General features: G+C 60.4%; 23 protein-coding genes. 16 read left to right on the plus strand and 7 right to left on the minus strand.

Features of this window, described 5'->3' with window-relative positions; all coding sequences use genetic code 11:
* Positions 1 to 16 precede the first annotated feature (16 nt).
* Together NA8A_RS19130 and NA8A_RS19135 are read left to right on the plus strand one after the other, a co-directional pair.
* Complete coding sequence (locus NA8A_RS19130) at positions 17 to 1,366, plus strand: dihydroorotase (RefSeq protein ID WP_009452027.1); 1,350 nt, start codon at positions 17 to 19, stop codon at positions 1,364 to 1,366.
* Positions 1,367 to 1,376: 10 nt separating this feature from the next.
* Positions 1,377 to 2,654, plus strand: coding sequence for a Zn-dependent hydrolase (locus NA8A_RS19135; RefSeq protein WP_240532824.1), 1,278 nt, complete (start codon positions 1,377 to 1,379; stop codon positions 2,652 to 2,654).
* Positions 2,655 to 2,666: 12 nt separating this feature from the next.
* On the opposite strand, the gene NA8A_RS19140 is transcribed toward NA8A_RS19135, so the two are convergent.
* The 4 genes from NA8A_RS19140 to NA8A_RS19155 are packed head-to-tail and all read right to left on the minus strand — an operon-like array spanning position 2,667 to position 6,135.
* The gene (locus tag NA8A_RS19140; protein ID WP_009452029.1) at positions 2,667 to 3,119 is read right to left on the minus strand and encodes an SRPBCC family protein; all 453 of its coding nucleotides are present in this window, start codon (positions 3,117 to 3,119) and stop codon (positions 2,667 to 2,669) included.
* A gap of 45 nt (positions 3,120 to 3,164) precedes the next feature.
* A complete protein-coding gene (locus NA8A_RS19145; protein ID WP_009452030.1) occupies positions 3,165 to 3,608 on the minus strand; it encodes a PaaI family thioesterase in 444 nt (147 codons plus the stop codon).
* Positions 3,605 to 5,137, minus strand: a complete 1,533-nt coding sequence (locus tag NA8A_RS19150) for a class I adenylate-forming enzyme family protein (RefSeq protein ID WP_009452031.1) — start codon at positions 5,135 to 5,137, stop codon at positions 3,605 to 3,607. Before NA8A_RS19150 ends, NA8A_RS19145 begins: the two co-directional genes overlap by 4 nt.
* Entirely contained in the window at positions 5,134 to 6,135 is a 1,002-nt protein-coding gene (locus tag NA8A_RS19155) for a zinc-binding dehydrogenase (RefSeq protein WP_009452032.1), read from the minus strand. The genes NA8A_RS19150 and NA8A_RS19155 overlap by 4 nt, the downstream gene beginning before the upstream one ends.
* A gap of 389 nt (positions 6,136 to 6,524) precedes the next feature.
* Between NA8A_RS19155 and NA8A_RS19160 the strand changes: the two genes are divergently transcribed.
* The 10 genes from NA8A_RS19160 to NA8A_RS19205 all read left to right on the plus strand — a co-directional run bounded on the left by NA8A_RS19160 (position 6,525) and on the right by NA8A_RS19205 (position 16,923).
* A complete protein-coding gene (locus NA8A_RS19160; protein ID WP_009452033.1) occupies positions 6,525 to 7,055 on the plus strand; it encodes a thiamine pyrophosphate-binding protein in 531 nt (176 codons plus the stop codon).
* A gap of 14 nt (positions 7,056 to 7,069) precedes the next feature.
* Positions 7,070 to 7,675 (plus strand): thiamine pyrophosphate-dependent enzyme, encoded by a 606-nt coding sequence (locus tag NA8A_RS19165; RefSeq protein WP_009452034.1) that lies wholly within the window; start codon positions 7,070 to 7,072, stop codon positions 7,673 to 7,675.
* A 34-nt stretch (positions 7,676 to 7,709) separates the two neighbouring features.
* Positions 7,710 to 9,122: an aldehyde dehydrogenase family protein gene (locus NA8A_RS19170; RefSeq protein WP_009452035.1), complete on the plus strand. Its 1,413-nt coding sequence runs from the start codon at positions 7,710 to 7,712 to the stop codon at positions 9,120 to 9,122.
* A gap of 36 nt (positions 9,123 to 9,158) precedes the next feature.
* Positions 9,159 to 11,273, plus strand: coding sequence for a hydantoinase/oxoprolinase family protein (locus NA8A_RS19175; RefSeq protein WP_009452036.1), 2,115 nt, complete (start codon positions 9,159 to 9,161; stop codon positions 11,271 to 11,273).
* Between the two features lies 1 nt (position 11,274).
* On the plus strand, positions 11,275 to 12,873 hold the full coding sequence (locus tag NA8A_RS19180; protein ID WP_009452037.1) for a hydantoinase B/oxoprolinase family protein: 1,599 nt from the start codon (positions 11,275 to 11,277) through the stop codon (positions 12,871 to 12,873).
* 16 nt (positions 12,874 to 12,889) lie between these two features.
* Positions 12,890 to 13,249, plus strand: coding sequence for a RidA family protein (locus tag NA8A_RS19185; RefSeq protein ID WP_009452038.1), 360 nt, complete (start codon positions 12,890 to 12,892; stop codon positions 13,247 to 13,249).
* Positions 13,250 to 13,352: 103 nt separating this feature from the next.
* Positions 13,353 to 14,390 carry an ABC transporter substrate-binding protein gene (locus NA8A_RS19190; RefSeq protein ID WP_009452039.1) on the plus strand — a complete coding sequence of 346 codons (1,038 nt, stop codon included), beginning with the start codon at positions 13,353 to 13,355 and terminating at the stop codon, positions 14,388 to 14,390.
* 201 nt (positions 14,391 to 14,591) lie between these two features.
* Complete coding sequence (locus NA8A_RS19195) at positions 14,592 to 15,389, plus strand: ABC transporter ATP-binding protein (protein ID WP_009452040.1); 798 nt, start codon at positions 14,592 to 14,594, stop codon at positions 15,387 to 15,389.
* On the plus strand, positions 15,390 to 16,160 hold the full coding sequence (locus tag NA8A_RS19200; protein WP_009452041.1) for an ABC transporter permease: 771 nt from the start codon (positions 15,390 to 15,392) through the stop codon (positions 16,158 to 16,160).
* 22 nt (positions 16,161 to 16,182) lie between these two features.
* Positions 16,183 to 16,923: a sulfite exporter TauE/SafE family protein gene (locus NA8A_RS19205; protein ID WP_009452042.1), complete on the plus strand. Its 741-nt coding sequence runs from the start codon at positions 16,183 to 16,185 to the stop codon at positions 16,921 to 16,923.
* A 144-nt stretch (positions 16,924 to 17,067) separates the two neighbouring features.
* Here NA8A_RS19205 and NA8A_RS24455 read toward each other — a convergent pair whose 3' ends face one another.
* The gene (locus NA8A_RS24455; RefSeq protein WP_338086170.1) at positions 17,068 to 18,096 is read right to left on the minus strand and encodes a LysR family transcriptional regulator; all 1,029 of its coding nucleotides are present in this window, start codon (positions 18,094 to 18,096) and stop codon (positions 17,068 to 17,070) included.
* On the opposite strand from NA8A_RS24455, the gene NA8A_RS25550 reads away from it, so the two are divergent.
* The 4 genes from NA8A_RS25550 to NA8A_RS19225 all read left to right on the plus strand — a co-directional run bounded on the left by NA8A_RS25550 (position 17,983) and on the right by NA8A_RS19225 (position 21,970).
* The gene (locus NA8A_RS25550; protein ID WP_240532825.1) at positions 17,983 to 18,234 is read left to right on the plus strand and encodes a hypothetical protein; all 252 of its coding nucleotides are present in this window, start codon (positions 17,983 to 17,985) and stop codon (positions 18,232 to 18,234) included. The genes NA8A_RS24455 and NA8A_RS25550 overlap by 114 nt on opposite strands.
* An 84-nt stretch (positions 18,235 to 18,318) precedes the next feature.
* Complete coding sequence (locus NA8A_RS19215; protein ID WP_338086168.1) at positions 18,319 to 20,667, plus strand: xanthine dehydrogenase family protein molybdopterin-binding subunit; 2,349 nt, start codon at positions 18,319 to 18,321, stop codon at positions 20,665 to 20,667.
* Positions 20,664 to 21,500 carry an FAD binding domain-containing protein gene (locus NA8A_RS19220; RefSeq protein ID WP_009452045.1) on the plus strand — a complete coding sequence of 279 codons (837 nt, stop codon included), beginning with the start codon at positions 20,664 to 20,666 and terminating at the stop codon, positions 21,498 to 21,500. Before NA8A_RS19215 ends, NA8A_RS19220 begins: the two co-directional genes overlap by 4 nt.
* A complete protein-coding gene (locus tag NA8A_RS19225; protein ID WP_009452046.1) occupies positions 21,491 to 21,970 on the plus strand; it encodes a (2Fe-2S)-binding protein in 480 nt (159 codons plus the stop codon). Before NA8A_RS19220 ends, NA8A_RS19225 begins: the two co-directional genes overlap by 10 nt.
* Before the next feature lie 18 nt (positions 21,971 to 21,988).
* Here NA8A_RS19225 and NA8A_RS19230 read toward each other — a convergent pair whose 3' ends face one another.
* On the minus strand, positions 21,989 to 22,789 hold the full coding sequence (locus NA8A_RS19230) for an ABC transporter ATP-binding protein (protein ID WP_009452047.1): 801 nt from the start codon (positions 22,787 to 22,789) through the stop codon (positions 21,989 to 21,991).
* Positions 22,786 to 23,859 (minus strand): dihydrodipicolinate synthase family protein, encoded by a 1,074-nt coding sequence (locus NA8A_RS19235; RefSeq protein WP_009452048.1) that lies wholly within the window; start codon positions 23,857 to 23,859, stop codon positions 22,786 to 22,788. Before NA8A_RS19235 ends, NA8A_RS19230 begins: the two co-directional genes overlap by 4 nt.
* Positions 23,860 to 23,862: the final 3 nt, after the last annotated feature.

Consider the following 23,862-nt stretch of genomic DNA (forward strand, 5'->3'; position numbering starts at 1 on the left):
GCAAAAGGATTCCGACATGTTCGATCTGGTGGTGCGCGGCGACCTGGTGACGGCCAGCGCGGTTTTGCCGGGGCATTATCTCAGCATTCTTGATGGCAAGGTGGTGGGGATCACGGCGCAGGACCCGGGCGCGGCGCGCGAACGCATCGATGCCCAGGGGGCCTATGTGTTTCCCGGCGCGGTGGACGCGCAGGTTCATTCCCGCTCGCAAAAGGGGAGCGAGGGGCTTGCCGCGTGCACGCGCGCTGCGGCGGCGGGCGGCGTCACCACCATCGTCGAGATGCCCTATGACGAGGGGTTGCTGGTATGCAGCGCGGATGCGGTTCGCTCCAAGGCAGCGGATGCCGAGCGCGAAGCGCATGTCGATGTGGCGCTTTACGGCACGGTGCATCCGCAGGACGGCACGAGCCTCATAGCCGAGCAGATCGAGGCCGGGGTCTGTGGCTTCAAATTCTCGACCTTCGGGACGGATCCGGTGCGTTTCCCGCGGATTCCGCCCTGGCTGATGCGGGACGCCTTCGCAGCAATCGCTCCGTCCGGGCTTGCGGCAGGCGTGCACAACGAGAACCACGAGAGCGTCATGCACGATCTCGAATGCGTGAAGGAAGCCGGTCTCACCGATTACACGGCCCACGGAAAAAGCCACACGGATTTCGCCGAGGCGCTGGCCATGGCAGAGATCTACGAAATCGGCGCCTATACCGGCTGCCGGGCACATGTGGTGCATTGCTCCATCGGGCGGGGCATCGATATCTGCGAGAGCTATCGGCGGCAGGGTTTCGATACGAGCGTGGAGGTCTGCATCCATTATCTTGTGTTCAGCGAGGACGAGGATGTTGCGCGGCTTGGCGGCAAGGCCAAGATCAACCCGCCGATCCGTCCGTCGCAGGAGCGTGAGGCGCTCTGGCGTCATCTGGCGGCGGGCAATATCGATCTCGTCTCGACCGACCATGTCGCCTGGTCGCTCGACCGCAAGAACGACCCGAACATGCTGAAAAACGCGTCCGGCGGTCCGAGCATCGAGGTCATGGTGCCGGTGCTCATCAAGAAGTGCCTTGAGCGTGGTGTCGACCTGTCCATGGCGGCGCGGCTTCTTGCTGCCAACCCGGCACGGCATTTCCGGCTTTTGCCGCGCAAGGGAGCGTTGACGGCGGGCGCCGAAGCGGATTTCTCCATTATCGATCCGAGCGAGGCGCGCTGGAGTGTGGAAGGCAGCCAAACCATTTCCGACTGGAGCCTTTATGATGGTATGTCGCTGCCTCAGGTGAAGGCGACCTATGTCCGGGGCCAGCAGGTCTGGGACGGCAAGAGCGTCGTCGTTGCCGAAGGGTTCGGCGGTTTCGTGAAGCCATTCGGACGCGCTTGAGGAGGATAGGGTGACCACGGAAATGAAAGACGGGAGCCTGCGGCTTTCGATCAATGCAGACCGCTTGTGGGAGCGCGTCGAGGCGCTGGCAGAAATCACGGACCCGGAGCGGCCATGGAGCCGTGTCGCATTCAGCGAACTGCACAAGCAGGGCCGCGTCTGGCTGACGCGTGAGATGGAGGCGGCCGGTCTTGCGGTCAGCGTAGATGCGGGGGCCAATGTGATCGGCCGCTTGCCGGGGCTCGAAGACGCACGGGCACCCATTGTTGCCGGCTCGCATACGGATACGGTTCCGCGTGGCGGTCGCTTCGACGGCATTGCCGGTGTGCTGGTGGCGCTCGAGGCGGCGCAGACCATCGCCGAGAACGGCCTGAAACTGCGCCATCCTCTCGAGGTCATCGACTTCCTGGCGGAAGAACCGAACCAGTATGGGCTTTCCTGTATCGGCAGCCGGGCCATGGCGGGTGTGCTGACAAAAGCCCAGCTTGCCTATGTGGCTCCCGATGGGACGACGACAGCAGAGGGCATCGCCGCCATGGGCGGCGATCCTTCCAGGCTCACCGGTCCTCTTCGAGACAAGGGCGATGTCGCAGGCTTCTTCGAACTGCATATCGAGCAGGGCGTCGTGCTGGAGGATGACGGGCTCGATATCGGTGTCGTCACCGACATTGTGGGCATCACGCGATACCAGATCGATGTTATCGGCGAGGCAGCTCATGCAGGCACAACGCCGATGGGGCGGCGCAAGGATGCCCTCGTCGCGGCGGCAATGATGGTGCAGGAAGCCGAAACGCGGGCTCAGGAGCAGGATACGAATGGCGCTTACCTGGTCGCGACGATCGGCAAGCTCGAAGTCATTCCGAACGGATCCAATGTCGTGCCTGGTCGTGTGGTATTTTCCATCGAGGTACGCTCCAACCGAAATGCGGAAGTGGAACGTTTCTTCGAAGGCTATCTCGCCCGCGCACGGGAAATCTGCGTGCAACGTGGTCTCGAATTCGAAGCGCAGCGCGTAAGCGACGGCATGGCGGTCGCCTGCGACGAAGCAATTCAGGCGGCCTTTGCCGCGGGGGCCGAGCAGGCGGGTGCGAGCCATATCGCCATGTCCAGCGGCGCCGGCCATGATGCCGCCTATATGGCGCGCATCGGGCCTTCTGGCATGATTTTCATCCCCTGCCTGAAAGGACGTAGCCACTGCCCTGAAGAATGGGCGGACAAGGAAGCTCTGGCAAAGGGCGCGCAAGTTCTCCTGGATGCGATCTGCATCTATGACGAGCAGGCAAACTGAGGCTGGGTTTCGTCAGCCGCTGCTTATGCGCTGATTGAGCCGTGAGAAGAATTCGGCTGCGAGTTTCTTCGAGGTGGATTGAATGAGACGGCTGCCGAGTTGGGCGATCTTGCCGCCCACCTCGGCCCGTGCGGTGTAGGCAAGGAGCGTCGTTTCCGGCCCCGCTTCGGTAAGCGAGACGTCAGCGCCGCCCTTGGCGAAGCCGGCGATGCCGCCTTTCCCTTCTCCGGAAATCGTGTAGCCGCGCGGCGGGTCGATGTTGGACAAAGCCACCGCGCCGTTGAACCGCGCCTTGATCGGGCCGATTTTCAAGGACACGACGGCCGAAAGCGTATCATCGTCCCCGCGCTCCAGCGTCTCGCAGCCGGGGATGCAGGCCTTGAGCGTTTCCGGGTCGTTGAGGGCGGCCCATACTTCTTCGATGGGAGCAGCGACGCGCTCCTCTCCGGACATGTCGACGGCCATGGGGAGGAATTCCGATCTTGTCTCTGGCGATGAGGGAAAACGCGGTCAGGATTTCTTGCCTGCTTCCGACGTCTGCGTGGTCAGAAAGCTGCCGCGTCCGCTGGCAAGCAGGCGCCCCTGCTCATCCAGCACTTCGGCTTCGCTTGTTCCGACAGTGCGGCCGAACTTGACGACCCGGCCCCGCACGATCAGGTCTCCGCCGATGGCGATGCGGTGGTAATCCACCCGCAGATCGATGGTGAGAACCGGCCCTCCCATCTTGTTGATCATGGCGAGATTGGCGGCAAAATCGATGAGCGCCGCGTGGATGCCGCCCTGGGTTTGCCCTACCTTCGGATTGGCAACCCATTCGGGGCGCCAGGTCGCTTTTGCCTCGATCGTATCGGGACCTACCGACTGAACCTTGAGACCGAGCCAGGACAGGAACGCGCTCCGGTCAACGATAGCCTGCACGTCCGCGGCCGTCTTGTTATGGGTTTCGGCGCTCATGCGCTTTCCTTTCTGGCGTCTTCTTCTTTCTGGATCCGTCGCGCTTCTGCTTCCAGAAAGCGGCGGTCGACCTTGCCGACGGTCGTCATGGGCAGGGCATTGATGAACATGACCCGGCGCGGGTGCTGGTAGGGCGGTGCATTGCGAAGCACATGCGCTTTCACATCCTCTTCCGTCATTCCGGAGCCAGCCCGCATGACCACAAAGGCGTAGGGCACCGTATGCTTGATCTCATGGGGAGCGGGAACGACGGCTGCCTGCTCGATGTCTTCATGACGCTCAAGCACCAGTTCGACCTCGGCCGGGTAGATGTTGTGTCCGCTTGAGGTGAACATGTCGTCCGATCGTCCCACGAAAAAGTACCAGCCATGTTCATCGCGGCGCAGGATGTCTCCCGTATTGAACCAGCCATCCTCATCAAAGCGCCTTGCCATTTCCTGGGGGTTATTGAGGTAGCCGCTCATCATGCCCGGACCGCGCACGTGCAGGACCCCGAAATTCTCATCCTCGCCACCGACGAGCCTGAACTCGTTGCCCTTGACCGGATAACCGACCGAATGACGGGGGCGCGGCAGATTTTCCGGATGCCGTCCGAACAGGGCCGCGCTCGTTTCGGTAATGCCGAAAATGAGGTTGATCTGAGCATTGGGAAACAGTTCCGCCACGGAGTCGATCAACTGGTCGGAGGCCGGCGCGCCGCCCATGGTGGCAAGGCGAACGAAGGAGTAATCGTTGCCGGCAAGCAATTCGCGTTGCTGGAGGATCATCGCGAAAATGGTCGGCACGCCCGAAACGACCGTCGCCTTGTAGCGGTTGATCGCGTCGACATAGATACGGGCGTCGAACTTGCGCAGCAGAACGACTGTCGAGCCGCCATAGAGAACGCATTTGATCGAGTTCATCGCGTGCTTGTGGTAGAGCGGCGCGGCGACGATCATCGTGTCGTCGGGGCAGAAGAAGCGTTCCTGCGAAATGGTGCGTGCAACCCAGCTATGGGCCCGATGCGAGAGCAAGGCGCCCTTCGGACGGCCCGTGGAGCCGGACGTATAGGCCACGAAAGCGGTCGAATCGTATTCCGGCTGGAAATATTCAACGGCACCAAAATCCTTGAAGGCAGACAACCCGTCTTCGCCGTCGGCATCGACGATCACCGCGAGGGTTCCCTGTGGCAGATTTTGCTGTAGTGCCGCCTCGCAGAAAACCATCTTCAGGCCGGTGTCCTGCACGATCCAGGCGATTGTGTCAGCCGGTTGAAGGATGCCCATCATCACCGGTACGACCCCGACGCGCATCGCACCGAAGAAAACCTCAAGGAATTCGAGCCGGTTGGAGCAATAGACGCCGACCCTGTCACCTGCCGAAAGGCCACGGTTCAGAAGGCCGCGTGCGACGGCATCGCAATTTGCATTGTAGGTGGGATAATCGATCTCGCGGGGGTGCTCGGGATCGTAGAGATCGATGACGGCGAGGTGGCCCTTGTCGCGGAACTGGGTGCCGATGCAGCCAAGGTTGGAGATCAGGTTGCTCATGGTGTCACGATGACCTTGCCGAAGATGTTGCGGCTTGCCAGAAGTTCGACACCTTCTGCGGCCCGCTCGAGCGGCAGGCGGACCTCCACCACCGGCTTCAGGCGCCCGGAGGAGACGAAGTCGAGGCACGCCACTATATCTTCGGGAACGTAGGCGCGGCTTCCGATGATCTCTGTTTCCCGATGCCAGAGAAAACGAACGTCGATTTCGCACAGATGGCCGGCAGTCGAGCCACAGGTGAGGATGCGGCCTCCGGTCGCCATGCTGCGCTGCGTCTGTATCCAGGTGTCGCCGCCTGTGAAATTGATCGCGACGTCCACGCCCTTCTTGCCGCTTGCCGTCCATACGGCTTTGGAGAATTCAGGGGTTTCCACGTAGTTGATGATGTGGTCGGCACCCAGTTCGAGAAGCTTGCGGCCTTTTTCCTCGCTCGACGTGCAGGCAAAGACCTCGCAGCCCGCCATCTTGGCAAACTGCAGGCAAGACACACCGACACCGCCGCTGGCTCCGAGAATGAGCACCTTCTCACCGGCCTTGATGTGGCCGCGGGTGAACAGCATGCGATGCGAGGTTCCGTAGGCTATCGGGAGTGCGGCGGCATCCTCGAAGCTCACATTGTCGGGAATTTCTATCAGCTGACGCTGGTCCGCGGCGATGAATTCGCACAGACCACCATTGCCGTTTTCGCCGAGCACGCCACCTGTTGGAAATCGGGGAAAGAGCACGACCCGCTTGCCGAGCCAGTCTGAAGACACGCCGGCGCCCACCTTGCGCACGATGCCGGCAATGTCGCCACCGGGAATGCGGGGCATGGTCGTGGGCATGTCCGGCATTCCGTGAAGAACGAACACATCCATATAGTTCAGCCCGCAGGCCTTGATCTCGACCAGCGCCTGACCTTCCGCAGCTTCGGGAACCGGCCATTCCTCGACCTTCAGTTGCTCGATGCCGCCATGCGCTCTCAAGGCCACCACTTTCATGGCTGTGTCATTCCCCATGTGGACTGCTCCATTGTCTTTTCATGTGAGGATAGGGCGCGGGCTTCTGCCAAACAAATGATTAGAAATACGAGATTAATCGTAAAAATCGATAAATGAGTTCTTCGGCGGGCGTTACGTCGGCCGATAAAAGAATTGCGTTTCGGGCTGATCGGATGCGCATCGTACCCATTGCTATATCGCGCATTGATGCGAAACCGCTGCCGAATGCCGGCAAAACTTCGGAAACCCGATTTATCGGAAAAACAAAACAATTCGCAAAAATTAATAATTTGCGCGCCGAGGGGCGGCGAGGCTAGCGTTTTCACCATCGGGTAGACGACCGAATGGCGAAGGCCTGACGGTTTTCAACCACCCGGACAGTGTCGAATTCACCTCGGGGAAAGACAGTGGGCGCAAATCAGAAAGCCGAACAAGAAGGGTGGGCCGACATCGTCGTTCGCATTCTTAAGCGGAACGATATCGATCTCATCACATATGTGCCGGACAATGTCCTGCGACCATTGATCGACGCCGTCACGGACGACCCTTATTTCACCGTCATTTCGCCTGCGCGGGAAGAGGAAGCCGTCGCCATTGTCGCCGGCGCCTATATGGGGGGGCGCAAGGGTGTGACCCTGATGCAAACCAGCGGGTTTGCAACCATTCCCAATGCGCTTGCCTCGCTCGCTTGTCCGTTCCAGCTTCCCATCGTGATGTTCATTTCAGAGCGCGGCGTCATCGGCGAATTCCAGCAGGGACAAGCAATGGTCTGCCGCACCATGCGGCCTGTTCTGCAGAGCCTCGGCATCGAGCATTTCGCCATTCAGGACAAGAGCCAGGTCGAGTTCGTCGTCGAAGGCATGATCAAGCAGGCTTTTGCCACGCAGGCGCCCGCCGCGATCATTCTGTCGCCCCTTCTGACCAAGCGGCCGCATTGATGAGGGGATTGAACATGTCCGTCAGCGAAACGCAGAAAAGCCGCTCCACCGCCAAGGTCATGAACCGCAGCGCCCTTACACGGCGACTGGTGGCGAAGCTCAAGAATGATGAAGCGGTTATCGGAGGCATCGGGAACAGCAATTTCGACCTTTGGGCCAGCGGCCAGCGCCCCCAGAATTTCTACATGCTGGGCAGCATGGGGCTGGCAAGCTCCATCGCGCTTGGAGTGGCCGTTGCCCAACCCAAGCGTCAGGTGTTCGCCCTGGATGGTGACGGTTCCATCCTCATGCAGCTCGGTTCGTTCGGCACTGTTGCGACGGTAGCGCCCGACAATCTGTGCATCGTTATCTGGGACAACAGCCTCTATCAGATCACCGGGTCGCAAAAGACGCTCACTTCCACCGGCGTCGATCTTGTCGGCGTGGCCCAGGGCGCAGGGCTCATGCAGTCCGACTGGGCCCAGGATGAGGAGCATTTCGACGCTCTTGTCGAGAAGGCCCTCCATATGGATGGGCCAAGGCTCATCGGCGTTCGGATCGACGGAGAAAAACCCGCGGGAACCACAGAGCGCGACCCCGTGAAGATCCGATTGAATTTCATGAACGGCCTTGGAGCCTGAGCTGATGAGAGCGGCAGGAAAACAGGAAACCGGCATGTCCAGACTTCTGATCGGCGGTTCCTGGGTCGATGGCGAAAGCGTTGACGAACTGACCGAGAAATATCGCGGAACGACCTACGGCCAGATGCAGGTGGCTTCACCGGAACAGGTCGATGCGGCTGTTGCCGGTGCGCTTGAAGGCATCTCGGCGTCGAAGCTCACGCCCTATAAGCGCTACAAGATACTGCTTGCCACGGCGCGTCTCGTCGAGGAGCGCAGGGAACATCTCATCTCTCTCCTTCGCGACGAGGCGGGTTTCACGCGGGCCGACGGTGAGAACGAGGTCAGTCGCTGTATCCAGACGCTCGAACTCTCCGCCGACGAAGCGCGGCGGCTGAACGGGGATCTGGTTCTGATGCTCTCGGCTGCCAATGCAAGTGACAGGATGGGTTTCACCATCCACGCGCCGCGCGGGGTGATCTGTGCGATAACGCCGTTCAATTCGCCGCTCAACACGCTGGCCCACAAGGTTGCACCCGCGCTTGCAGGTGGGAATGCCGTGCTGATCAAGCCGTCGAGCTATACACCGCTTTGCGCGGTTGAGCTTTGCAAGGCGCTCCTGGATGCGGGCCTGCCCTCGGGGCTTCTGGCACTTGTTCATGGGCCTGGGGGCAGGATCGGCAGACAACTGCTCGCGGACCAGCGCATCGCTTATTACGCGTTCACGGGCAGCACGCAGGTGGGGCGTGAAATCCAGCAGGCTGCGGGCCTGCGTGGCACGCAACTGGAACTTGGCAGCATTGCCAGCACCATCGTGTGCGACGACGCCGATTTTACACGGGCCATTCCGAAGATTCTCAACGCGGGCTTTCGGAAGGCGGGGCAGGTGTGCACCTCGGTGCAGCGGCTTCTGGTTCAAAGAAACATCCTCGACGATTTCGTGCCGCTTCTGATTGCGGCTGTCGAAGCGCTGAAAGTGGGCGACCCATCCGATCCTGAAACGATCATCGGACCGATGATCAGCCAAGCTCATGCGGAGCGCGCGCAAAACTGGGTGGAGGAAGCCGTCGCCGGAGGTGCGCGAATTCTCACCGGCGGGAAGCGTGAAGGCTCCATCGTGCAGCCGACGGTACTCACCGATGTTCAGGAGAGCATGAAGGTCTATTGCGAGGAGATATTCGCACCCGTCCTCAGCGTCATTCCATTCGATACGGACGATGAGGCGGTAGAGCGGGCAAACGCCAGCCCCTACGGTCTCGCTGCCGGGCTCTTCACTTCGAACCTGCACAGGGCGCTGCGCATGTCGCAGGCCATGCGCTTCGGGGGTGTTCATGTGAACGAGGCATCGAGCGCACGGGTCGACGCCATGCCCTTCGGCGGGGTCAAGGACAGCGGTTTTGGCCGGGAGGGGCCGGCCTACGCAATCCGCGAGATGACGGAAGAGCGTCTCATAACGATCTCCTACTGAAATTCGCAAAAGAAGAAAAACACAGGTCATCGACGAATGAACGAAGCAATGGACAACGAAGGCAAGCTGCGCGTCGCAATCGACATCGGCGGTACCTTCACCGATGGCGTGGCGACCATGGAACCGGCAGGCCGCATCTGGGTCGCCAAATCTCCAACCACCCCCGCCGATCCGGGGCAGGCGGTCTCCACTGTTCTTGAAGACCTGTTGCAGCAGGTTGACGGTTCGCTCGGCAAGGGCACGGCTCAGCTTGAGGAGGTCGTGCATGGCACGACGCTGATCACCAACACGCTGATCGAGCGCAAGGGTGCCAAGACGGCGCTCGTCACCACCAAGGGCATGAAAGACGTGCTCGATATCGGTCGCGAGTGGCGCTACGACATCTACGATCTCGATATCGAATTGCCCCGCCCGCTTATCGATGGGGAACGCCGCGTCGAAGTGGATGCGCGCGTGGATGCCCAGGGCGATGAGCTGGAGCCGCTGAAGGAAGAAGAGCTCGACGTGCTTATCGAGGCTCTGGCGAAGCTCGACGCGGATTCGATTGCCGTTTCGCTCCTACATTCCTACACCAATACGGATCACGAAAAGCGCATTGAGGAGCGGTTGAAAGACGCTCTGCCTGGAAAGGCAGTGTCGCTGTCTTCTGATCTGGCACGCGAAATCAAGGAGTTCGAACGCACCTCCACCGTTGCGGCGAATGCCTATGTAAAGCCCATCGTCGCTGAATATCTCGATGAGCTGGATAACCGCATCGCGCGAACGAAGCCCGGCACGCCCCTTCGCGTGATGGTGTCGAGCGGCGGCTTCTGTTCGGCCAAGACGGGAGCAGCTTCCCCGATCCTTCTTCTGGAATCCGGACCGGCGGCGGGTGTGCTATCAGCGATGAATACCGCCCGCCAGATCGGCGTCGATCATGTGCTGGCCTTCGACATGGGCGGAACCACGGCCAAAGCCTGCGTGGCGGTGGGCGGCGAACCTCCTGTGACGCACAGTTTCGAGTGCGCGCGTGTAGAACGTTTCAAGCGGGGCTCGGGTCTGCCGATCCTCATTCCGAGCATCGAGCTTATCGAAATCGGTGCAGGCGGAGGTTCCATCGCGCATTGCAATCGTCTCGGCCTCCTGAATGTAGGCCCGGAATCGTCCGGCTCCGTGCCGGGACCGGCCTGCTATGGACGAGGCGGTACGGATGTCACCGTCACGGACGCGGATCTTCTGCTGGGTTACCTCAGCAAGGAAAATTTCCTCGGCGGCACCATGAGGCTCGATCTGGAAGCTTCAAAGAAGGCGGTTGCGGACCTCGCTTCCGAACTCGGGGTGGAACCCATCGATGCCACCTGGGGCATCTGCAATGTAGTCAATGAGAATATGGCGAGCGCCGCACGCATCCACATTGCGGAGAACGGACACGACCCCCGCGATTTCACGATGATCGCGACCGGCGGAGCTGGTCCTGTCCATGCGGTAGAGGTGGCGCGCAAGCTGCGCATTCCACGGGTGCTGATACCCATTGCAGCCGGGGCGGGCTCGTGCCTCGGCATGCTCGCCGCACCGCCGCGCATCGACCGCGCATGGTCCAGCCCACAGCGCCTGGCAGATGTGGACTGGAAGCAGGTGACAGACAATCTGGAGGCCCTTCGCAAGGACGCGGAAGGCGAGCTTCTGGCTGCGGGGGCTGACGACATCGAATGGAGCGTCGGCGCTGAAATGCGCTATGAGGGACAAGGAGCCGAGATATCGGTCAGCGTTCCATTCGCCGCCATTCACGGTAAGCCGGGGGCAACCCTGCTTGGTGCTTTCGAAGCCGAATATGAGAAGCTTTATGGCCGGCTTGTGCCCAACGCCGTGGCCCAGGTCATCACCTGGAGGCTGGTTGGACGTTCGCCCAGCAAGGCTCACAATTTCGAATGGGGCGAAGACCGTGCCGGGTCGGAGCCGAAGCCTGCCGCCCATCGTCCCATCTTCCTGCCGCTGCGCAAGGACTACGAGGAAGTCGCAGTCTACGATCGTTATTCCGTCGCGGCGGGAACGACGTTGCAGGGGCCTCTCATTCTCGAGGAGAAGGAATCCACAATCGTCGTGGCGGTCTCTGCTGATGTGACCATTCTCGAGGATCTAACCGTTTCCGTCACGATCAAGGAATTCGAATAAGATGAACAATGTCGAGCGTTTCAATACGGCGGCGAATGAAGAACGTTCCGCTTCGGAAGCGAAATTCAACCCGATCGACCTCGAAATCCTCTGGAAGCGGCTGATCAGTATTGTCGACGAGGCGTCGGCAGCCTTTGTGCGAACCTGTTTCTCGACACTCGTCCGCGACGGCAATGATTTCGCTATCGTGCTGACGGACACCAAGGGGCGTTCGCTTGCCCAGTCCACGATGAGCCTTCCGGGTTTTATCGGCTGCCTTCCGGCGACGGTGCGACATTTCCTCGATCTCTATCCCGCCGAAACCATCAGGCCGGGCGACGTGTTTATCACGAACGATCCCTGGAAGGGCTCAGGACACGTGCATGATATCACGACGGTGACGCCGCTGTTCCACAAGGGAAAACTCGTAGGCTTTGCAGCGGTCGTTTCACACCTTCCCGATATAGGGGGACGGCTGCGCAGCAATTCAAGCCGCGAGATTTATGAGGAAGGCCTGCAGATCCCCATGATGAAGCTCCTGGATGCGGGTGAACCGAACCAGGTGCTGATCGATATCATTTCGCAGAACATCCGTGTTCCCGAGCAGGGGCTTGGCGATATCTGGGCACAGGTCGCCGGTTGCCGCACCATGGGGGAGCGCCTGCATGGTCTTCTCGAAACGGTGAGCCTTGACGATCTGGGGGCGGAGGTGCGCCGGCGCTCGGAAAACGCGATGCGTGACGCGATCCGGAAAATTCCCGACGGTGTCTACAAATCCCAGGTGCAGCATGACGGGTTCGAAGAGCCGGTCATCATCAATTGTTCTCTGACGGTGAAGGGCGATGAGATCGATATCGATTTTGCCGGCACAAGCCCACAATTGCCCTATGCGCTCAATGTGGTTCCGATCTACACTTTCGCTTACACCGTCTATGGCCTGAAGGCGCTGCTTTGTCCGGATATCCCGAACAATGAGGGAAGTTTCATTCCGATCTCGACACATGCGCCTGTGGGATCGCTTCTCAATCCATCCTATCCGGCGGCCTCGGGAGGCCGCAGCGCAATCGGCCACCTCCTTCCGCATGCAGTCTTCCAGGCACTGGCGGATGTGCTCCCGGCACGGGTGTGGGCGGCGGGCTCTCCGAACTCCTCCCTCACCATGTCTGGGGAATACCGTTCGAAGCGTTTTGCCGTGGTCAATTTTCTCAATGCAGGACAGGGTGCGAATTCCAGACGTCCGGGATTCTCGGCAACAAGTTTCCCGGCTAATCTTGGTAACACACCTGTGGAAATGATGGAGACGCTTGCGCCGATCCGCGTTCTGCGCCGCGAGCTGCGTCGCGGCAGCGGCGGTTGCGGCCTGCATGAGGGTGGTTCTGGGATCAGCTTCGAGTTCGAGATCATGCCGGACGCGTCCGACGTCATGACCTCGTTTCTTATGACGCAATGCAAGTCGCCAACGAAGGGGCTTGCGGGAGGCGGCGCCGGCAAACCGGGCCAGCTTCTGCTCAACGGTGACCGCATCGATCCGACGATGCCGCGTGTGCTCAAAGCCGGCGATCGTGTGCTGATGGAGACCGCTGGCGGCGGTGGGTACGGCGCGTCGGACAAGGCTGCCTGAATGGAAGGAAAACCGTATGAACGACAATAGCGATATCAAGCACCTGGACCAGAACAACCGGCGCAGCCGCGCGGTCGTTCACAACGGGCTGGTCTATACGGCGGGTCAGGTGCCGGACGATATGTCGCTCGATATCGAGGGGCAGGCGCGCCAGGTTTTTGCGAAGATCGACCAACTTCTGCATGAGGCGGGGACCGACAAGTCCCGCGCCTTGACCGCGCAAGTCTGGCTGAGTTCGCGGGATGATCTGGGTGCGTTCAACGCAGTCTGGGACAGCTGGGTCGTGCCCGATCATACGCCCACCCGCATTTGCGGACGGGTGGATATGAACAATCCCGCCTGCAGGGTGGAGATACAGGTCACCGCGGCAATCTGATTGCCGCGTCAAAGCCATTCGATTCCGGGGAGGCTCGGCAACAAAAACAAGAAAATGCGCACATCTGGATTAGCAAGAAGAAGCCAAACAAAAGGGGAATGCTATGACTATGAATCGCAGGAAACTGCTGGGCTACGGCGCCCAGCTTTCAGCGCTTTTGGCGCTTGGAGTTCCCGGCAGGGCAGCGGCGGAGACCCGCTCGGTGCCGTTCTCGCTCGACTTCCGCATCTATGGCGGCAACAGTCCCTTCTTCCTGGGCAATGCGGCCGGCATCTATGAAAATGCCGGTTTCACCGCGGCACTTGAAGGTGCCTCCGGTTCTGCCGATTGCGTGCGCCGGCTGGCAACCGGTACGCATGATTTCGGGTTTGCGGACATCATGACGCTGATCGAGTTCTCAGCGGCGAACCCTGATGGCGCTCCCAGGCTCATCATGCCGATCCTCGACCACTCGCCCGCGAGCATCATGACGATCGGCGGCGACAAGATCACCAGCCTCGAACAGTTGAAAGGCAAGAAGATCGGGGTCGCCGCCAACTCGGCGGCCACCAAGATCATGCCGGGCATTCTCAAGCTCAACAACATCGCCCCGGACGAGATCGAGTTCACGGCGGTGGATGTGCGCATTCGCGACACGATGCTTCTCAAGGGCGAAGTCGATGGCGTCGTGGGCTACGACTACACATCGGTTTTCAATTTCGTGGGAAACGGTGTGAAGCGCGAGGATATCAATATCCTCTATTTCTCAGATTTCGGTTTCGATTTCCCGGCAAATGCGCTCATCGCAAGCCAGAAGATGATCGATCAGGAACCGGAGCTCTGCAAGGCGGTGGCGCTTGGCGCGGCGCGTGCCTGGGGGGCAGCCTACAAGGATCCGGGTGCAGCGGTCGATGCCGCAGTCGCGCGCGAGCCGCTTTTGGTGCGTGACGTCGAATTGCAGCGTCTTCAGTTTATTCTCGATACCCATATCTCCACTGAATCGGTGAAGGAACACGGTATCGGCTATCTTGAGCCTGAGCGTATTTCGAAAGGGCTCGCACTGATGGCGGAAGGATTCGGTCTCTCCACTCAGCCTAAGCTGGAAGACTTCTACGCGGATGGTTTCCTGCCGGACGCGCAGGACCTGAAGATCCTTGGCTGACGCCCTCTGTCCCTTGTACGAACACCGGCTCATCAGGGTCGGTGTTCGGCCATAGCCATGCCAAGATCCTCCAAGGACGTAGCTGAACAATATTCACGCTGAGCGGTATTGCGGGCATGATCCGCGAAAAGAGCCAATTCAGGCAATCACGCCGTATCCAGCTTTTGCTGCGCCACCGACGCAGCAGACGGAGCCAGATCAATGAGCGATTTCGTGACACTGGAAAGTGTTGATTTACAATATGGCGGCAAGGGAGGGGTCTTGGCGCTGAGCGGAACGGATATGTCCATCCGCAAGGGGGAGTTCGCTGCGGTTGTCGGCCCCTCGGGGTGTGGCAAGTCCTCCCTCATGAAACTGGTGACCGGCCTGACGCCTTCGACCGCGGGGCAGATCAAGGTCGACGGTCAGACCGTTTCGGGGCCGCTCAAATGCGTCGGGATGGCGTTTCAGAACCCGACGCTTCTGCCTTGGCGCAAGCTCCTGTCGAATGTGATGTTGCCGCTTGAGATCGTGCAACCGCATCGTGGCAGGCTGATGCGTCACAGGCAGGAATATGTCGAGAAGGCGCGGGGGCTCTTGAAGATGGTCGACCTCCAGGGGTTCGAGGAACGCCATCCCTGGGAGCTGTCTGGCGGCATGCAGCAGCGCGCAAATCTCTGCCGAGCGCTGATCCACAATCCGGATCTACTGATGCTGGATGAACCGTTCGGTGCGCTGGACGCCTTTACCCGCGAAGAACTGTGGGGTGTTCTCCAGGATATCTGGATGGAGAAGAGGTTCACGACGATCCTCGTCACCCATGATCTGCGAGAAGCGGCTTATCTGGCCGATGTCATCTATGTGATGAGCGCCCGGCCGGGGCGGGTCATTGCGACCCATCGTGTCGACTTGCCGCGCCCGCGCACGCTGGAGACCACGTTCGAACCGCGCTTCATTGAAATCGTGCATACCATCAGAAATGAGATCGCTCAGATCCGAGAGGAAAGCAGGGCTGCCTAGATGTACAGTTCAAACCGCCGTTCCCTGCACCTCCTCATGCCATGGCTGGTTCTGGCCGTCCTTCTGACGGTCTGGCAGCTCTCGGTGGTGGTGTTCGAAATTCCATCCTTCATCCTCCCGTCTCCCGTCGCGATCTACCATGCCTTCCAGGAATATCGCCCGATCATCCTGCATCACGCCTCCCTGACGATGATGAACACCATGATCGGTTTCGGGTTCGGTGTTATCGTGGGCGTATTGCTCGGCATTTTCATCGGCACGATACCCATGGTTTATTCGGGGCTATATCCGGTGCTCATCGGTTTCAATTCAATCCCGAAGGTCGCCCTGGTCCCGATCATCGTGCTTTGGCTCGGCATCGGCCAACCCACGGCCATAGCCACGGCCTTCATTCTCTGCTTCTTTCCGATTGCCGTGAATGTGGCCACGGGGCTTGCCACGGTTGAGCCTGAAGTGGAGGATGTGCTGCGCTCCTTGGGGGCCAGCAAGATCGACCTGATCAGGAAGATCGGCCTGCCCCGCGCCATGCCCTTCTTCTTCGCCTCGCTGAAAATTTCCATTACGCTTGCTTTCGTTGGAACAGTTATCGCCGAGACCATCGCGTCGAATGACGGCATCGGTTATCTGATGATGCAGGCATCGTCGCAGTTTCGTGTGCCGTTGATGTTTGCGGGCGTCGCCGTCATCGCTGCACTCGGTATTCTCACCTATGTGATCTTCGCTTTCATCGAGAAGAGAATGACCGGCTGGGCCATTCGCGGAAAGAAGTAGGGCGCGGCCGAAAGGGGCTTTCATGAATCTGGTTTCAATCGCGATCGCCTTCTGTGCGATCGCGGTGGGGTCTCTGGTCAAGGGCATCACCGGGCTGGGGCTGCCGGTGGTGGCCGTTCCGGTTCTGAGCTATTTTCTCAACCTTCCCCATGCGGTGGGGGTGCTCATCATTCCCATTCTGGTGACGAACGCGTTGCAGGCCTATCAGACCAGGCACGCAGTGCGGAACGTGCCTTTCCTGTGGCCGATGCTGTTGCTTGGTGTGCCGGGTCTGGCGGGCGGCACCTGGGTGCTGACGGTGGTGGCGGCCGAAAAACTCAATCTCGGTCTCGGGTTGATGCTCTTCTTCTATATCGGATTGCGGGTGTTCAGCCCTCAATTCTCCATCAAGCCCAAGCCGGCACTGCGGCTGTCGCCTTTCGTCGGGCTGGCTGCCGGCTTTGTCCAGGGAGCAGCGGGATTATGCGCTGCCGTTTTCGTACCCTTCGTCCACGCGATGAAGCTCGAGCGCGAGGCCATGTTGTTCACCGTGTCGATGGTCTTCCTGGTGTTTGCCATGGTGCAGGCCGTCTCCCTCACGGTTGCCGGGCTTTTTCAGCCCGTCTATTTCGTCGAGGGGCTTCTTGCGCTCATACCGGTCGCACTTTTCATGCCGCTTGGAAGCTGGCTTGGAAAACGGCTTTCACGTCAGGTCTTCGACCGTGTGTTTCTCGTGGTGCTGGCGTTGATTGGTGCCGGGTTGATCGAAACCGCTTTGCGCTAACGCATATCTCCCGGAAGTGGGAACCGGCTCCGGGATAAAGACATGCGTAAGATCAAGAATTTAAAGCGTAAGGAGCAAATCTGAAAGATCGCGACACGCTTTAGAATGCTTTGCATGTTCCCGAATTGCTTCGGCATCTTGTCTTCAGCCAAGCGTATGCCTGCGTACGCCGGGATGCTCCTGAGGGGGAAGCGATCGCGGTTCCTTCTCAGAGACCGCGTTGCGCCGCGATGGCTTCAATCCGTCCTCCGAATTGAGAATTCGTGCGCCATAGATGGAGTCCATTTCGCGAATGGTCTTCATAAGAATTTCCAAAATGCGCCGCGTGGTGGGCGAGAAGGAACGCAGATGCCTTGTAATAAGGCATATCTCGCGCTCGATCCGGGGCTCGTGCAATTCGCGGAACTCGAATTCCGTCATCTGCCCAGTATGGGCCGCGAGTGATGGCAGTACGGTGATGCGGCTGCCAAGCTTCAGCAGGGCGTAGAGCGACGTGGTGCTCGATGCGTGATCATATTCGGAGCCCTGGTCATCCAGCCTGAGCTCAGGAAAGCGATAGATCAGAGCGCCGATACCGGTGTCCTTGGTAAGGCCGACATATTCGTGATGGCGCAGGTCCGCCCAGGTCAATTTGCCCTTGTGGCGGGCGAGGGGATGGTCCTTCGGATAGACTGCGCCGAATGGGTCTGCCAAAACCGGCGTGTAATCCAGATCGGGGAAGTTGTTGAGCGGTGTCGAAAGGCCGAAATCGGTGGTGCCTTCCAGAATGGAACGCTCGATCTTGTCGGACCCTTCATCATGAACGGAAATCGCCACTTCCGGATAGGAGCGTCGAAAGGCAACCAGCGCCGGAGCAAGCACGTGCGGCATCATGGAGGGAGCGACGGCAATCTTGATGTGCCCCCGTTCGCTTCGCGATACAGCCTGAAGATCGGAAACCGCATTGTCAAAATCGCGCAGGATCCGGCCAGCGACTTCCTTGAACCATAAAGCGTCCTTGGTCAGTTCGACACGCCTGGTCGTGCGGTCGAAAAGCTGGACGCCGGCCAGGTCCTCGAGTTGCTTGATGGTGGCGGTCAGCGAAGACTGCGTTTTGAAGAGCTGCTGCGCTGCAAGCGTGAAGGAGCCAGTCTGGGCAACCGCGAAGAAGCATCTCAGGTGCCGGAGAGATATTTGCGCGCCCAGGATGAGCCTCCTCTGGTGCTGATTTCCCTGCCGAAAGACATATCATCTGTATTGATTAATGTCAGGGTTTTTATGATTTGCAATGGCGGCTGTGACCGATATCTTTTGTTTGCCGGCGTGGGGTGATTGCGCTTTGCGGGTCGCCTCGAACGCTCCGGGCATTGTTGGATTTCGACGGGCGACAGGGTTGGGATGGCTTCAGAAGAGAGCGTGAGCACGGCAGACCAGTGGGTTGGAAAATCCGTGCCGCGCAAGGAAGACAAGCGTCATCTGGCGGGGGCGAGCAACTTCGTCGCAGATATTCGTTTGCCACGTATGGCCGATGTCGCCTTCGTGCGAAGCCCAACGGCTCACGGCAGGATTTCCTCTATCGAGAAGCCGGAGGAGCATGCCGACCGCATCTTTCTTCTGACGGATCTGCAGCCCTTGCACCCTATCTCTGGCGGGCCGGAAATGGCGACGTTTCGAAACGCGGCCTATCCGCCGCTTGCGGACGAAAAGGTGCTTTTCGTGGGGCAGGCCGTCGCCATGTGCATCGGTTGCAGTCGCGCTGTCGCCGAGGATATTGCCGAGACCGTCTTTGTCGATATCGAGGAACTCGAATCGGTCATGGATGCGGTCGGGGCTCTTGAGGACGGTGCTCCGAAACTTCATGAGGAATGGCCTGACAACTCTTTTGTCGATGCGACCATTTCCGAGGGCGACATTGCTTCGGTGGCCGATGCGCCGGTGAAGATCCGTCGACGGCTCAAGATGAACCGTCAGGCGACGAACCCCCTGGAGACCCGGGGCGTGGTTGCCTATTTCGACCACAGGCTGGATGAACTCGTCGTCTACACCTCGTCGCAGGGGCCGCATGTGATGCGGCATGGCCTGTCATTGGCGCTCGGGATGGCCGAGCATCGGATTCGCGTCGTCGCTCCGGATGTGGGCGGCGGCTTCGGGGGCAAGAACCGTCTCATGCCCGAGGAGATCGCGCTTGCAGCGCTTGCGCTGAAGGTGGATCATCCGGTGCGCTGGATCGAAGATCGCAACGAACATCTGACAGCCTCGGTGCATGCGCGTGAACATCATTACGACTTGACGCTGTACGCCAGGGAAGACGGCGAGGTGCTTGGCATCGAGGGAACGGTTCATGTGGATGCCGGCGCCTATGCGCTCTGGCCTTCCGGTCCGTTCATGGAAACGAGCATGGCCGCGCGCAATCTGCCCGGGTCATACCGCGTCAGGCACCTGCAGATCGAGACCCATACGAGCGCGACCAACAAACCGCCCATAGGCCCCTATCGGGGGGTTGCCAGGCCAGGTGCCTGCTTTGCGATAGAACGGATGATCGACGAGCTGGCCGATGAGTTGGGGCTCGAGCCAGTCGAGGTGCGCCGACGCAACCTGGTCGGTCCGGAGCTGATGCCTTATCGCACGGCGGGCGGCTTGCGCCTCGACAATGGGGATTACCCGCAAGCCCTTTCGCAGGCTCTTGGGATGGTGGATTTGCCGGCATTGCGCGAGCGTCAGCATCGTGGCGAGCCGGATGGCCGAAAGCTCGGGATCGGCTTCGCCATTTATACGGAGCAGAGCGGCCACGGAACCGCTGAATGGGTCAAGCGCAAGTCGCGCGTGGTCCCCGGTTTCGAAACGGCGACCATACGCATGCTTCCAGACGGGACAGTCCATCTCCTGGTGGGCATTCAGAGCCATGGGCAGGGGCTGGAGACGTCGCTTGCCCAGATCGCCGCGCAGGAACTCGGTCTCGATCCCTCGGCGATATTGGTGCGGCATGGCGATACCGCGCTTTCTCCCCAGGGTTTCGGAACCTTTGCATCCCGCAGCATCGTCTTTTCCGGGGGTGCCGTTGCAAAGGCAAGCCGCGCGCTTGCCAGAAAGATCAAGTCCATCGGAGCGCATCTTCTGCAGGTGCCGCTCGATCAGGTGATCGTCCGGGGCGGTGCGGTGCACTGCGGTGGGGCGAATGTGGCCATGAAGGAGATTGCACGGGCAGCCAATATCCGTCCGGAAATGCTGCCTGCCGGCCTGGGGCCGGGGCTCGATGTGACCGAAACCTACGAGCCGCCGGAATCGGGCGGGGTGTTTTCCTACGGCGTTCATGCCGTCACCCTGCTCGTGCATCCCGTGACGGGTGTGACCGAGATCATCGACTATGTGGTGGTGGAGGACTGCGGAACGCTGGTCAATCCGATGATCGTCGATGGCCAGATCATTGGCGGCGTCGCACAAGGGATCGGTACGGCGCTTTACGAGGAAATTCCCTACAGTGAAAACGGCCAGCCGCTTGCCACGACATTTGGCGACTACATGATGCCCTGCGCATCGGAAATCCCCGCTTTTCGTATCAAGCATAGGGTCACCCCCGCCGAGAGCACGGAATTCGGCGTCAAGGGCATGGGAGAGGGTGGCGCAATCGCGCCACCGGCGGCCATCGCCAACGCATTGAACGATGCGTTTCGCGGTTCTGGGGCCAAATTCCTTGAGACGCCGATGACGCCGCGGCGGGTTTCCGATGCAGTGGCGGGGGCACGCGCCGGGGAGCAGGCCGCATGAAACCCGCTTCCTTCGACTATGTAAGAGCAACCACTCTCGAAGAGGCCGTCGGGGTGCTTGCTGCGGATGATGGCGTAACCGTTATCGCCGGGGGGCAATCGCTTCTGCCGATGCTCAATCTGCGGGTGACCGCCGCCGAAACGTTGCTCGACATTACGCGCCTTGAGGAACTCAAGGCGGTGCGCGAAACGGGAGAGCAGGTTTTCATCGGCGCTCTCGTTACGCATGCCTCCATCGAAGACGGGATTGCACGGGAGGCGTTCGGCGGGCTTCTGCAACGGGTTGCCTCCAAGATCGCCTACAGGGCGGTGCGCAATCTGGGCACGGTTGGAGGCAGTGTCGTTCTGTCCGACCCGTCTGCCGACTGGCCCGCATGCCTGCTCGCGCTTGACGCTACGGCGGTGCTCGCCTCGGCTTCGGGCCAAAGACGCGTTGCGTTGTCGGAATTTCTCGTCGATGCCTATGAAACGGCACTGGAACCGGGAGAAATCCTGACCGGGTTTGAGATTTCGCGTCGCAATGCAGGCGGATGGGGCGTCGGCAAGGTGGCGCGAAAAAGCGGCGCTTTTGCAGATTCCCTCGCCGTTGCGGTGTTGGGCAGGGCGGGGCAGGCAACGCGCATCGCTCTCTCGGGTACTGCGAGTTGCGCGCAACCCATGGCGCGTGTCGCGGCGCTTCTGGATGAGGAACCCGGTGCCCAGGCGGAGCAGCTTGCAAGGGCGATCCGCGCAGACATCACGGATGCACATGAAGAGGCGACACCCTATCAGGAGCGCTGCCACCTTCATACGGTGATGAGCGCCATCACAGAGGCACGGCAATCATGGAGCTGACGCTCACAATCAACGGCAAAACGGAAACGCTTTCGGTGGATGCCCGTGACAGCCTGTCGGACGTGATCCGCGAAAAGCTGAACCTGACGGGGACGCATGTCGGATGCGATCATGGGGCATGCGGTGCGTGCACGGTTCATCTCGACGGGATTCCGGTGCGCTCCTGCATCGTTCTTGCCGTGCGATGCGAGGGAAGCGAAGTGCGTACCATCGAGGGAACGCGCGGCGACGATGCGATGAACGTGATCCGGCGCCATTTTCACGAAAAGCATGCTTTGCAGTGCGGCTTCTGCACGCCGGGAATGCTTATGATGGCGTCCGATATCATCCGAAGATATGGCCGGCCCGACGAAAAGCAGGTGCGTTCCGAGTTGAGCGGCCAGATTTGCCGTTGCACGGGTTACATGGGCATTGTCGCGGCAATTGTCGCAGCCGCCGACGAACTGGCCGGGGAGCCGGCCGCCGGATGATCGAGGCGAAAGGCCGCCTCAATCCATGCCGAGTTGGCGATAGACGCGCTTGACGTAGTCACCGAAGGCATTGGTCGTCTTGATGTCGAGATGGCGCGGATGCGGCAGGTCGATGCTGAAATAGTCGGCCATGCGGGCTGGCCCCGCAGTCAACACCGCACAATGGGAGCCGAGGAACACCGCCTCCTGGATGCCGTGGGTCACGAACACAAAGGTCTTGCGGCTCTCCTGCCAGATACGCAGCATTTCAAGATTCATCTTCTCGCGGGTGATGGCGTCGAGAGCGCCGAAGGGTTCGTCCATCAGGACGAGCTTGGGATCATGGATCAGTGCGCGTGCGATGGCCGCACGCTGCTGCATGCCGCCAGAAAGCTCGAACGGGTATTTGTCGCCGGCCTTGCCAAGCCCGACCATCTGCAAAAGATCGCGGGCGCGTTCGCGCGCGGCGCGCAATGGCAAGCCCAGAATCTGAGCCGGCAGAATGACGTTCTCGGTGATGGTGCGCCATTTCAGGAGAAGTGGCTGCTGGAACACCATTCCCACGTCCCGGCCTTCCACGAAAGAGCCGTGGCCGTCGCCGATGTTGACGCTGCCGCCATCGGCGCTGTGAAGGCCGGCCAGGATTTTCAGGACAGTTGTCTTGCCGCAGCCGGAGGGCCCTACGACAGACAGGAGATCGCCTTCGTTTATGTCGAGCGTCACATCGGAAACGGCAACGGATTCGGCACCGCCCGTCCGGTAGACCTTGCGCACATTCTGCAGGCGGATGAGCGGGGCCGCAGCGGCGGGTTTCGGTTCAATCTGCGCGGTAGCGTTCATGAAAGCCATCTCTCGCGGTTGGCCGCAACGAAATCGTCGTCGGCAAGGTCGGGATGCGCGGCGTAAATCCTGTCGATCTCGGCAGCCTGCCCGGGGGACAGACCTTCTTCAGGATCGAGGCACCAGATGCCTTCCAGAAGGCCCTGACGCCGCAGAACCTCATGGCAGCCGGCGATGCAGCCATGAAAATTGTTGGCGACATCGAAGAAGGCAGCATTGCAGTCCGTAACACGCGCGTCGAGTGCCATGAGGTCGGCTGGCACCGGCCCGCCAACCTCCACGGCTGCATGAATGCGATCGAGAAGCTCGACCGCCTTGCGTGTCCACACCGACCAATGGCCCAGAAGACCTCCGCGAAAGCGCATGCGCACCGTTTCATCACTGTGGCGCGCGCGCGGGATGTCGAACGGCGTGATCAGGTCGGCGACGATGTGATCGTCATTGCCGGTATAAAGCGTGATCCTCTCCTCGGCTCCGGCCGCCACGATCCCTCGCATGACATCGAGGGTGCGATACCGGTTGAAGGGGGCAACCTTGATGGCCACGGCATTGTCGATGGATGAAAAGCGCTGCCAGAAGGATGCGTCAAGCTCGATGCCGCCGACGGCAGTCTGCATGTAGAAGCCGATGATGGGCATTTCGGCGGCGACGGCCTTGCAGTGCTCGATCAGTTCGTCGCCCGATGCGCCGCGCATCGCGCCCATGCTGACCAACACCGCGTGATAGCCGAGGTCGCGGGCAAGCTGCGCCTCGCCTACCGCTTGTGCGGTTCGGCCCGCGACGCCCGCGACCATTACCGCCGGGCGGTTCGCCCAATCGGCGGCTTCCCGGGCCGCAGCCTCCAGAACGGGTTTGTAAAGACCGGTTTCACGAATGGCGAACTGGGTGGTGTGAACCCCAACGGCGAGCCCACCAGAGCCGGCATCGAGGTAATAGCGGGTGAGAGCACGCTGACGACGCGGATCGAGCGAGCGGGACGCATCAAGCGCCAGCGGATGCGCCGGGATCACGGCACCGCGCCGCAGCGTAGCGAGAATTTCCGGTGGCAGTTCAGAATGATGGAGACCCATGGA

Source organism: Nitratireductor indicus C115 (genome assembly GCF_000300515.1).
GTDB classification, from domain to species: domain Bacteria; phylum Pseudomonadota; class Alphaproteobacteria; order Rhizobiales; family Rhizobiaceae; genus Nitratireductor; species Nitratireductor indicus.

Coding starts and splice junctions, on each gene's coding strand:
- NA8A_RS19130 (WP_009452027.1), top strand. CDS start 17: ATGTTCGATCTGGTGGTGCGCGGCGACCTGGTGACGGCCAGCGCGGTT.
- NA8A_RS19140 (WP_009452029.1), bottom strand. CDS start 3,119: ATGGCCGTCGACATGTCCGGAGAGGAGCGCGTCGCTGCTCCCATCGAA.
- NA8A_RS19145 (WP_009452030.1), bottom strand. CDS start 3,608: ATGAGCGCCGAAACCCATAACAAGACGGCCGCGGACGTGCAGGCTATC.
- NA8A_RS19150 (WP_009452031.1), bottom strand. CDS start 5,137: ATGAGCAACCTGATCTCCAACCTTGGCTGCATCGGCACCCAGTTCCGC.
- NA8A_RS19155 (WP_009452032.1), bottom strand. CDS start 6,135: ATGGGGAATGACACAGCCATGAAAGTGGTGGCCTTGAGAGCGCATGGC.
- NA8A_RS19165 (WP_009452034.1), top strand. CDS start 7,070: ATGTCCGTCAGCGAAACGCAGAAAAGCCGCTCCACCGCCAAGGTCATG.
- NA8A_RS19170 (WP_009452035.1), top strand. CDS start 7,710: ATGTCCAGACTTCTGATCGGCGGTTCCTGGGTCGATGGCGAAAGCGTT.
- NA8A_RS19175 (WP_009452036.1), top strand. CDS start 9,159: ATGAACGAAGCAATGGACAACGAAGGCAAGCTGCGCGTCGCAATCGAC.
- NA8A_RS19180 (WP_009452037.1), top strand. CDS start 11,275: ATGAACAATGTCGAGCGTTTCAATACGGCGGCGAATGAAGAACGTTCC.
- NA8A_RS19185 (WP_009452038.1), top strand. CDS start 12,890: ATGAACGACAATAGCGATATCAAGCACCTGGACCAGAACAACCGGCGC.
- NA8A_RS19190 (WP_009452039.1), top strand. CDS start 13,353: ATGACTATGAATCGCAGGAAACTGCTGGGCTACGGCGCCCAGCTTTCA.
- NA8A_RS19195 (WP_009452040.1), top strand. CDS start 14,592: ATGAGCGATTTCGTGACACTGGAAAGTGTTGATTTACAATATGGCGGC.
- NA8A_RS19200 (WP_009452041.1), top strand. CDS start 15,390: ATGTACAGTTCAAACCGCCGTTCCCTGCACCTCCTCATGCCATGGCTG.
- NA8A_RS19205 (WP_009452042.1), top strand. CDS start 16,183: ATGAATCTGGTTTCAATCGCGATCGCCTTCTGTGCGATCGCGGTGGGG.
- NA8A_RS19220 (WP_009452045.1), top strand. CDS start 20,664: ATGAAACCCGCTTCCTTCGACTATGTAAGAGCAACCACTCTCGAAGAG.
- NA8A_RS19225 (WP_009452046.1), top strand. CDS start 21,491: ATGGAGCTGACGCTCACAATCAACGGCAAAACGGAAACGCTTTCGGTG.
- NA8A_RS19230 (WP_009452047.1), bottom strand. CDS start 22,789: ATGAACGCTACCGCGCAGATTGAACCGAAACCCGCCGCTGCGGCCCCG.
- NA8A_RS19235 (WP_009452048.1), bottom strand. CDS start 23,859: ATGGGTCTCCATCATTCTGAACTGCCACCGGAAATTCTCGCTACGCTG.